The organism is Streptomyces sp. NPDC043738 (assembly GCF_056436545.1).
The window spans coordinates 124,200-135,168 of sequence record NZ_JBWKCJ010000004.1 but is presented as its reverse complement, the minus strand read 5'-3'; the positions used below and the strand labels follow the sequence as shown (position 1 = coordinate 135,168).

The 10,969-nt window shown below is 75.8% G+C and carries 1 protein-coding gene (running past one end of the window); it reads left to right on the top strand.

The window, feature by feature from the left end; translation table 11 throughout:
• Window positions 1-60 precede the first annotated feature (60 nt).
• Window positions 61-10,969 carry the 5' end (the start) of an SDR family NAD(P)-dependent oxidoreductase gene (locus AC0680_RS07925; RefSeq protein WP_478625879.1) on the top strand. Its footprint extends 13,298 nt past the window's final position, so 10,909 of the gene's 24,207 nt are visible here — the first part of the coding sequence; the start codon lies at window positions 61-63; its stop codon lies off the right edge, out of view.

The following is a 10,969-nucleotide window of genomic DNA, read 5'->3' as shown; positions in this document are numbered from 1 at the left end:
CCCCTGCCTCCTGACTGGACCGGGCGGCCCCGCCGCCCAGTGACCTGGAACGGAATGAACGTGAGCAGAAACATCCTTCGTGTGCCGGCCTGGCGCGACGAACCGCTGCGAGGGCGCACCGCGACCCCCACGAACCGTCGGCTGGTCGTGCTGTGCGACGTCCCCGACGCGGACGTGACCGCGCTGCGCCGGAAGCTGCCCGGTGTGTCGGTCGCCCGCGTGGAGCGCCGTGCCGACGGGCCCGCCGCCGGCTACGAGCACGCGGCGACCCTGCTGCTCGGCGAACTCCAGCGGCTGCTGAACCAGCCGGCCGGCGGCCCCCGTCGCGTGCAGGTCGTCTGCCGCGAGGGGAGCCCCTACGGCTACGCCGGTCTGATCGGCATGCTGCGCACCGCCGCACTGGAGGACCCGGCGCTGCACGGCCAGCTGATCGAGTTCACCGAGTGGCCGCCGGACGGGGAACTCGCCGAGGTGCTGCGGGCGGAGTACGGGCAGGCGGCGGACCACGTACGCCACACCGACGGCCGCCGCCAGGTGCGCACCTGGGCGGCGGCCCCGGGGCAGACGGCACCCCCGCCGGTGTGGAAGGCCGACGGCGTCTACCTGATCAGCGGGGGCGCGGGCGGCGTCGGCCGGCTGCTCGCCGCCGACATCGCAGCCCACGCCCCCGGTGCCCGGGTCGTGCTGTGCGGACGCTCGCCGGCGGACCTCCTGCCGGGGCGGCCGGGCCCGGGCACCGAGTACCGCCGGGTGGACGTCACCGACGCCGCCGCCGTGGCCGATCTGGTCGACTCCCTTGTGCGCACGTACGGCAGGCTCGACGGGGTCGTGCACGCGGCGGGCCTGATCAGCGACGACTATGTGATCCGCAAGTCCCACCAGGACGCCCAGCGGGTCCTGGCGCCGAAGGCGGCCGGGCTGGTGAACCTCGACGAGGCCACCCGCCGGCTGCCGCTGGACTTCCTCGCGGCGTTCTCCTCCGGCGCCGGGACGCGGGGCAACCCCGGGCAGGCCGACTACGCCGCCGCCAACGGGTTCCTCGACGCCTACCTGACCCACCGCGCCGGCCTGGCCGCCGCGGGCGAGCGCCACGGCACGAGCGTGTCGATCGGCTGGCCGCTGTGGCGGGACGGCGGGATGGGCGTCCCGGCCGAGGACCTGCCCGCGCTCACCGCGCGCTTCGGGCGCCCCCTGGCGACGGACACCGCGCTGCGGGCCCTGCACGGCGCACTGGCGCTCGGCACACCCCACCTACTGGTCATGGACGAGGAGAGCGCAGTGGACGGCGAAGGCCCGCAGGAGGCGGAGACGACGCGGACGACGCGGACGGGACCGGCGCAGCTGCGCGCCCGCGTGCTGCCGCTGCTGAAGGAGCTGATCGCCCAGACGGTGCGGCTGGACACCGCCCGGCTCGACGCCGCCGCCCCGCTCGACGGCTTCGGCATCGACTCGCTGGCCGTGACCCGGCTCAACCGCCACTTCGCGCGGTGGTTCGCCGCCCTGCCCAAGACGGTGCTCTACCAGTACCCGACGCTCGACGACCTGGCCGGCCACCTGGCGGAGCAGCACGCGGACGGCTGCCGCCGCTGGCTGGACGACGCGGCGGGAGCGACCGCCGCGCCGGAGGCGACGGCCACGACCGACGCGCCGGACCCGGAGCGGGCCGCCGGGGCCGCCGCACCGGTGCGCTCCCGGGCCCGCGCGGCGAAGACGCCGCGTCCGGCCGGCGCCGACGAGCCGATCGCCATCATCGGCCTGAGCGGGCGCTACCCGGGTGCGGCGACCCTGGAGGCGTTCTGGGAGAACCTGCGCGCGGGCCGGGAGAGCGTCCGCGAGATCCCCGCCGAGCGCTGGTCGCTGGACGGCTTCTTCGAACCGGACCCGCAGCGGGCCGTGGAGCGGGGCGCCAGCTACGGCAAGTGGGGCGCCTTCCTCGACGACTTCGCCCGCTTCGACGCCGCGTTCTTCGGGATCGCGCCGCGCGACGCGGCCGACATGGACCCGCAGGAACGGCTGTTCGTCGAGACCGCCTGGTCGGTGCTGGAGGACGCCGGCTACACCCGGCGGCGCCTCGCCGAGCAGCACGGCTCGTCGGTCGGCGTCTTCGCCGGGATCACCAAGACCGGCTTCGACCGCCACCGCCCGCCGGCCACCGACGCACCGCCGCCCGCACCGCGCACGTCCTTCGGATCGCTGGCCAACCGGGTGTCGTACCTGCTGGACCTGCACGGCCCCAGCATGCCGATCGACACCATGTGCTCGTCGTCGCTGACCGCGATCCACGAGGCGTGCGAGCACCTGCGCCACGGCGCGTGCGAACTGGCCATCGCCGGCGGCGTCAACCTCTACCTGCACCCCTCCTCCTACGTGGAGCTCAGCCGCTCCCGGATGCTCGCCACCGACGGGCACTGCCGCTCCTTCGGCGCGGGCGGCGACGGGTTCCTGCCCGGCGAGGGCGTCGGCGCGGTGCTGCTGAAGCCGCTGGCCGCGGCCGAGGCCGACGGCGACCCCATCCATGCGGTGATCGTCGGCTCCGCCATCAACCACGGCGGACGCACCAACGGCTACACCGTGCCCAACCCGCGCGCACAGGCCGCGCTGATCCGCGCCGCCCTCGACCGCGCCGGGGTCTCCGCCGCCGGCATCGGCTACGTCGAGGCGCACGGCACCGGCACCCGGCTCGGCGACCCCGTCGAGATCGACGGTCTGACCCAGGCCTTCGCTCCCGACGCCGGGGAGAGCGGGGCCTGCGCCCTCGGCTCGGTGAAGTCGAACATCGGCCACCTGGAGGCCGCCGCCGGCATCGCGGGCCTGACCAAGGCCGTACTGCAGCTGCGGCACGGCGAGTTCGTGCCCACCCTGCACGCCGAGCGGACCAACCCCGACATCGACTTCGCGGCCACTCCGTTCACCCTGCAGACCGGCGGCGCCCCCTGGCCGCGGCCCGCGGACGGCGGCCCGCGGACGGCCGGCATCTCCTCGTTCGGTGCCGGCGGCGCCAACGCCCATGTCATCGTCGCCGAGTACCGGGGCACGACGCCCGTGCCCACCACGCCCGCCCCGTCCGCACGGCCGGTGCTGCTGCCGCTGTCCGCCCGGACCACCGAGGACCTGAGCGCACGGGCCGGCCAGCTCTCCGCCCTGCTGCGCTCCGGGGCCCCGGTGGACCTGCCCGCCGTCGCGGCCACCCTGCAGACCGGCCGCGAGGAGATGGACGAGCGGGTGTGCTTCGTCGCGAGCACACCGCAGGAGTGGCTCGACCAGCTGGCCGCCTTCCTCGCCGACCCCGAGGCCGAGGGCCCGTGGTCCCGCGGCCGCGTCCGGGCCACCCGCGAGACCCTGGCCGCCCTGGCGGAGAAGGACGAACTGCGCGAGCTGGTCGCCCGCTGGACCAGCCGTGGCGACTGGCGGGACCTGGCCGCCTTCTGGGCCAAGGGCATGCCGCTCGACTGGACCCGGCTGTACGCCGGCGCACCGGCGCCCGCACGGGTCCACCTGCCGGCCTACCCCTTCGCCGGACGGCAGTTCTGGTACGGCCCGGCCGGCGGCGAGCACCCGCAGACGGCGCCGGGCGCCGCCCCGACCGGCACGCCGGCGGCCGGGACCGCCGACGTCGAGCGCATCCTGCTCGACGCGCTGGCCGAAGCCCTGCAGATGCCGGCCGCCGAGATCGAGCGCCGCCGCCCCTTCGCCGACTACGGCCTGGACTCCATCCTCGGCGTGAACCTGGTCCACCGGCTCAACTCGGCCCTGGGCACCGCGCTGGAGACCACCGACCTGTTCGACCACGGCACCGTCGAGCGCCTGCACGCGTTCCTCGTCGCCACCCGCGGCGACGCGCCGCCCGCACCGGCCTCCCCGGCGGCCGCCCCCGCGACGCCGGACGACGACGCCGTCGCCGTCGTCGGGATGGCCGCCCGCTACGCCGACGCCGAGGACCCGCGTGCCCTGTGGGACCACCTGACGGCCGGCCACGACCTCGTCGAACCGGTGACCCGCTGGCCGCTCGGCCAGGACGTGGCCTGCCGCGCCGGCGGCTTCGTCCACGGCATCGACCAGTTCGACCCGGTGTTCTTCGCCATCTCCGGCGTCGAGGCCGCCACCATGGACCCCCAGCAGCGGATCTTCCTCGAACAGTGCTGGAACGCCCTGGAGGACGCCGGCTACACCGGCGAACGCCTGACCAACCGCAACTGCGGCGTCTACGTGGGCTGTTACGCCGGCGACTACCACGACCAGCTGGCCGCACGACCGCCGGCCCAGGCCCTGTGGGGCACCATGGGCTCGGTCGTCGCCTCCCGGATCGCCTACCACCTCGACCTCAAGGGCCCCGCCCTCACCACCGACACCTCCTGCTCCAGCTCGCTGGTCTCGCTGCACCTCGCCTGCCGAGACCTGCTCTCCGGCGACGCCGACATGGCCCTCGCGGGCGGGGTGTTCATCCAGACCACGCCGCGGCTGTACGAGTCGGCGACGCGGGCGGGCATGCTCTCGCCCAGCGGCCGCTGCCACAGCTTCGACGCCCGCGCCGACGGCTTCGTCCCGGGCGAGGGCGCGGGCGCGGTCGTCCTCAAGCGGCTCGCCGACGCCCGCCGCGACGGCGACCACATCTACGGCATCGTCCGCGGCTCGGGCATCAACCAGGACGGCACCACCAACGGCATCACCGCCCCCAGTGCCGCCTCGCAGGAACAGCTCCTGCGCGAGGTCCACACCGCCTGCGGCATCGAGCCCGGCGGCATCCAGCTCGTCGAGGCCCACGGCACGGGCACCCAGCTCGGCGACCCGATCGAATTCCGCGCGCTGACCCGCGCGTTCGAGGGCGCCCCGGCCGGCAGCGCCGTCCTGGGATCGATCAAGACCAACATCGGGCACACACAGTTCGCCGCCGGCATCGCGGGCGTCATCAAGGCGCTGCTGGCCCTGCAGAACCGGCAGATCCCGCCGTCGCTCCACTTCCACGAGGCCAACCGGGCCGTCGTGCTCGACGGCAGCCCGTTCACCGTCACCACCACCGCGCAGCCCTGGGCGGCGCCCGCCCGCGGCCCGCGCCGGGCGGCCGTCAGCTCCTTCGGGGCCAGCGGCACCAACGCGCACGTCGTACTGGAGGAGCACCCGGTCCCCCAGGCCACCGGCGCGGGCGGGGAACACGCCTTCCTGCTGTCGGCCCGCACCCCGGCCGCGCTGCGAGCCGTCGCCGAACGGCTGCTCGCCCACCTCGACCGCGAACCCGGTCTGCCCGCCGACGCCGTGGCCTACAGCCTGGCCGCGGGGCGCAGCCACTTCGCGCACCGGCTGGCCGTCGTCGCCGCCGGGCTGCCCGACCTGGCGGCACGCCTGCGCCGCTGGCTGTCCGGCACCGTCGGCGACACGGTGCTGCAGGGGGAGACCGCCGCGGACCCCCGCCCGGTCGGCGGGGTGCGCGCCCTGGCCCCGGCCGCGCTGGCCACGGCGTACGTACGGGGTGAGGCCGACCGGTTCGCCGACAGCTTCCCGCCCGCCTCGCGCCGCCAGGTGCCGCTGCCGACCTACCCGTTCGAGCGACAGCGCTACTGGACCGACACCACCGACACCACCGACACCACCGACAGCGCCGACAGCGCCGACGCCACCGGCACCCGGGAAGGCCGGGCGCCTGAAGGAGCCGTTGACGCCGCGTACCGCCTCCGGCTCGGCGGCGAGGAGTTCTTCCTGGCCGACCACCACGTGGGCGGCCGGGCCGTGCTGCCCGGCGTGCTCGCGCTGGAGGCCGCCCGCCGGGCCGTGACCGGCGGTTCCTTCGCGCCGGTCGGCCTGCGCGACGTGGTGTGGCCCGAGCCGTTCCCCGTCGGGGACGGCGGCGCCGAACTGCGCGTCGAGCGGGACGGTGACGCCTTCCGCGTCCTGCGCGACGACTCCGCGGTACACGCCCAGGGCCGGATCGCCACCCCCGGCTCGCCCCGGCCCGCGCGACTGGACGCCCTGCGGGCCCGCTGCGACCGCCGCACCCTGACACGGAGCCAGGTACGGGCGGCCCTCGACGCCGTCGGCATCCGCCACGGAGCACGCCTGCGCGCCATCGACACCCTGGCCGTCGGCGACGGCGAGGTGCTGGCCCGGCTCGTACTGCCCGACGGCGCCCGCGACGGCGCGTTCGCGCTGCACCCCGCGATGCTCGACAGCGCCGTCCAGGCCGTCGTCGGCCTCTACGGCGACGCCACCGGCACCCTCGACGAACAACGCGGCGCGCCCGCGCTGCCGTTCGCCCTGGACGCCGCCGACCTCTTCGCCCCCACCACCGAGCGGATGTGGGCCCACCTGCGCCACACCGAGGGCTACGCCCCCGCCGCCGGCCAGGACGTGTCCAAAGCCGACATCGACGTCTACGACGACGACGGACGGCTCTGCGCGAGCCTGCGCGGCTACGCGTTCCGCCGGATGACCGCCCCGTCCGGCAACGCCCCGCACGCGACGCTGCTGGCACCGGTGTGGGACGCCCTGCCCGCCGCGCCCGCCGCGCCGTGGCCCCACCCGCAGGCCCGCGTCGTGCTGCTCGGCGGCACCGCCGGGGAACAGGACCGACTGCGCCGCCGCTACCCGGACGCCACCGTCCTGGACGTCCGTGCCGACGAGCCGGCCGACGGGCTGGCCGCGCGGCTGCCCGCCGGCGCCGAGCACGTCTTCTGGCTCGCTCCGGCCGGCCCCGCCGGCGACCCGGCCACGGCGCGGTACGACTCCCCCCTCGCCGTCTTCCGCCTGGTCAAGGCGCTCCTGGCCGACGGCGCCGACGCCCGCGAACTGGGTCTGACCCTGGTCACCCGGCAGGCGCGCCGACTTCCGGGCGACACCGGCTGCGACCCCGCCCACGCCGGTGTGCACGGCCTCGCCGGCACCCTGGCCAAGGAGTACCCGCACTGGCACCTCCGCGTCGCCGACGTCGGGGCGGACGCCCCGGTGCCCTGGCCGGCGCTGCTGGAACTGCCCGCCGACCCCCGCGGCGAGACCCTGGCCCACCGGCACGGCGAGTGGTACCGCCCGCGCCTGCTGGAGACCTACGAGCCCGGCACCGCGGCCGCCCCGCCCGAGCCCGGCGGCGTGCTCGTGGCCATCGGCGGCGCCGGCGGCATCGGCACCGTGTGGACCGAGCACATGATGCGCCGGCACGGCGCCCGGGTCGTGTGGATCGGCCGCCGCCCCCTGGACGCCGAGATCGCCGCCCGGCAGGAAGCGCTGGCGGCGTACGGCCCCGCACCGGACTACCTCCAGGCCGACGCGACCGATCCCGACGCCCTGCGCCGCGCCCGCGACGAGATCGTGCGGCGGCACGGACCCGTGCGCGGCGTCCTGCACACCGCGATCGTCCTCGGCGACCAGACCCTCGCCCGGATGGACGAGGACCGGTTCCGCACGACCTACGCCGCCAAGGCCGACATCGCGGTGAACCTCGCCGACGTCTTCGCCGGCCAGCCCCTTGCGTTCGTCGCGTTCTTCTCCTCCATGCAGGCCTTCTTCAAGGCCCCCGGCCAGGCCAACTACGCGGCGGGCTGCACCTTCGCCGACGCCTACGCCGAGCATCTGGCCACCCGGCTCGACTGCCCGGTCAAGGTCATGAACTGGGGATACTGGGCCGGCGTCGGCGTGGTCACCGCCGACGGCTACCGCCGGCGCATGGCACAGCTGGGCCTGGGCTCGATCGACCCGGACGAGGGCATGGCCGCCTTCGACGCCCTGCTGGCCTCCCCGTACCCGCAGTTGGCGCTGCTCAAGGCCACCGACACCCGCAGCATCGAAGGCCTCCACGACGACGACGCCCTCACCCACCCGGCCGCCACCCTCCCGTCCCTGATCGGCGCGCTGGGCGAGCACCGCCCCGACCGCCGGGCCGAGATCGCGCGGCTGCGCGAGCAGGCGGGCGGGCACGCCGGCGCCATGCAGGACGCACTCGTCGACATCACCTGGGCGCTGCTCGCGTCCCTGGGCCTGTTCCGCGACGGCCGCGCGGCCACCGCCGCCCAGTGGCGCGCCGTCGGCGGCATCGAGGACCGCTACCAGCGCTGGACCGAGCACACCCTCGCCGTCCTCGCCGACGCGGGCCGCCTGCGCCGCACGGGCGAGGACGCCTACGCCGCCCTCGACACCCGCACCGGATCCCTCGACGAGGCCTGGGCCGACTGGGACCGGGCGCGGCAGCCGTGGCTGGCCGACGACGCCAAACGCCCCCAGGCCGTCCTCGTCGACACCACGCTGCGCTCGCTGACCGCAATCCTCACCGGCCGCCGCCGGGCCACCGACGTGATGTTCCCCCACGCCTCGCTCGAACTCGTCGAGGGCGTCTACAAGAACAACCCGGTCGCCGACTACTTCAACGACGTGCTCGCCGACACCCTCGTCGACTACCTCGAACGCCGGCTGGCCGAAGACCCCGATGCCCGCCTGCGCATCCTGGAGATCGGTGCCGGCACCGGCGGCACCAGCGCCACCGTGTTCCGCAGGCTGCGGCCGTGGGCCGGGCACATCGACACCTACAGTTACACCGACATCTCCAAGGCGTTCCTGCTGCACGCGCAGCGGGAGTACGGCGAGCTCGCCCCGTACCTCGACGCCCGGCTCTTCAACGCCGAGAAGCCCCTGGCGGGCCAGGAGGTGGCCCCCGCCGCGTACGACGTGGTGATCGCCACCAACGTGCTGCACGCGACCCGCAACATCCGCGCGACGCTGCGCAACGCCAAGGCCGCCGCGCGCCCCCACGCCCTGCTGCTGCTCAACGAGCTGAGCGACAACATCCTCTTCAGCCACCTCACGTTCGGCCTGCTGGACGGCTGGTGGCTCTACGACGACCCGGCGCCGCGGATCGCCGGCTCTCCGGGCCTGGCGCCGGAGAGCTGGCGGCGGGTGCTCGGCGAGGTCGGCTTCCGCGCGGCGTTCGTCGCCGCCGAGGGCGCCGACGACCTCGGCCAGCAGGTGATCGTCGCCGAGAGCGACGGGGCGGTCCGCCAGCCGCGCCCGGACGGGGAGTCGGCCTTCCGCGGCACCCTCACCCCGGCGCGGCCCCGGCCCGCCGAGCCGCAACCGCCCGCCCCCACGCCGACGCCGGCCGCCGCCGACGGCGTACGCGACGACGAGCGGCTGGCGGAGCTGGCCCGCGAGCACTTCCGCGCCCTGGTCGCGGACACCCTGCGACTGCCGGTCTCCGACATCCGGGCCGATGTGTCCTTCGACCGCTACGGCATCGACTCCATCCTGGTCGTCCAGCTGACCGAGGCGGTCCGCAAGGGGCTCGACAACGTCGGCAGCACGCTGTTCTTCGAGGTGCGGACGGTCGACGGCCTCGTACGGCACTTCCTGCGCACCCAGCCCGACGCGCTGGCGGCGCTGGTCGGACCGGCGGACGAGGGCTCCGCGCCCCCGTCGACCGGGCCCCTGCCCGCTGAGCCCTCCGCCACCGCGCCCGAGCCGAACGGCGCCCCGGAGCGCCCGGCCGGGACCCCCGCCCCCGCCCTCGCCGCCATCCCGGCGGCCGAGCCGGCCGAGCCGCCCCGCGACGGGCAGCAGATGCCCATCGCCGTCGTCGGCATGGCCGGCCGCTACCCCGGCGCACCCGACCTGGACACCTACTGGGAGAACCTGCTCGCCGGCCGGGACAGCGTCACCGAGATCCCCGCCGGACGCTGGGACCACAGCCGCTACTACGACCCCCGCCCCGGCGTGCCCGGCAGGACGTACAGCAAGTGGGGCGGCTTCCTCGACGGGATCGACGAGTTCGACCCGCTGTTCTTCGGGATCTCGCCGAAGGCGGCGTCCACGATGGACCCCCAGGAGCGGCTGTTCCTGCAGTGCGCCCACACCACCCTGGAGGACGCCGGCTACACGCGCGACGCCCTGCGCGCCGCGGCCCGCGCCCGGGTGGCCGAGGACGCCGGTGACATCGGGGTGTTCGTCGGTGCGATGTACTCCGAGTACCAGCTCCACGGTGCCGAGTACAGCGTGCGCGGCGAGCCGGTCGTCGTCCCGGGCAGCCTGGCCTCCATCGCCAACCGCGTCTCGTACTTCCTCGACGCGAGCGGCCCCAGCGCCACCGTCGACACCATGTGCGCCTCGGCGCTGTCCGCGATCCACCTCGCCTGCGCCGCCCTCCAGCGCGGGGAGTGCGGTGCCGCCCTGGCCGGCGGGGTCAACCTGTCGGTGCACCCGGGCAAGTACCTGATGATCGGCGAGGGCCGGTTCGCCTCCAGCGACGGCCGCTGCCGCAGCTTCGGCGAGGGCGGCGACGGCTATGTGCCCGGCGAGGGCGTCGGCGCGGTGCTGCTGCGCCCGCTCGCCGACGCCGTCGCCGACGGCGACCGCATCCTCGGCGTGATCCGCGGCACCGCCGTCAACCACGGCGGCCGCACCCACGGATTCACCGTGCCGAACCCGCTCGCGCAGGCGGCGGTGGTCCGCAGCGCCTGGCGCCGGGCCGGCGTGGACCCGCGGGACATCGGCTGCATCGAGGCGCACGGCACCGGCACCGCGCTGGGCGACCCGATCGAGATCGCCGGGCTGAACGCGGCCTTCGCCGAGTTCACCGACGACCGGAACTTCTGCGCCATCGGCTCGGCGAAGTCGAACATCGGCCACCTGGAGTCCGCGGCCGGTATCGCGGGCCTGGCCAAGCTGCTGCTGCAGATGCGGCACGGCACGCTCGTACCGTCGCTGCACGCCGCACGCGTCAACCCCGAAATCGACTTCGCCGACAGCCCCTTCGTCCTGCAGCGCGAGGCCGCGCCCTGGCCGCGGACCGGCGCCCGCCCGCGCCTGGGCGGCCTCTCCTCGTTCGGCGCGGGCGGCTCCAACGCCCATGTCGTGGTCGAGGAGTACGCCCCGCGCCCCGCCGGCACGGACCGCGCACCCGACGCGCCCGCGCACCGCGGCGCACCCGTCGTCGTGGTGCTGTCCGCCTTCGACGAGGAGCGGCTGCGCGAGTCGGCCGGCCGGCTGCGCGACGCGCTGC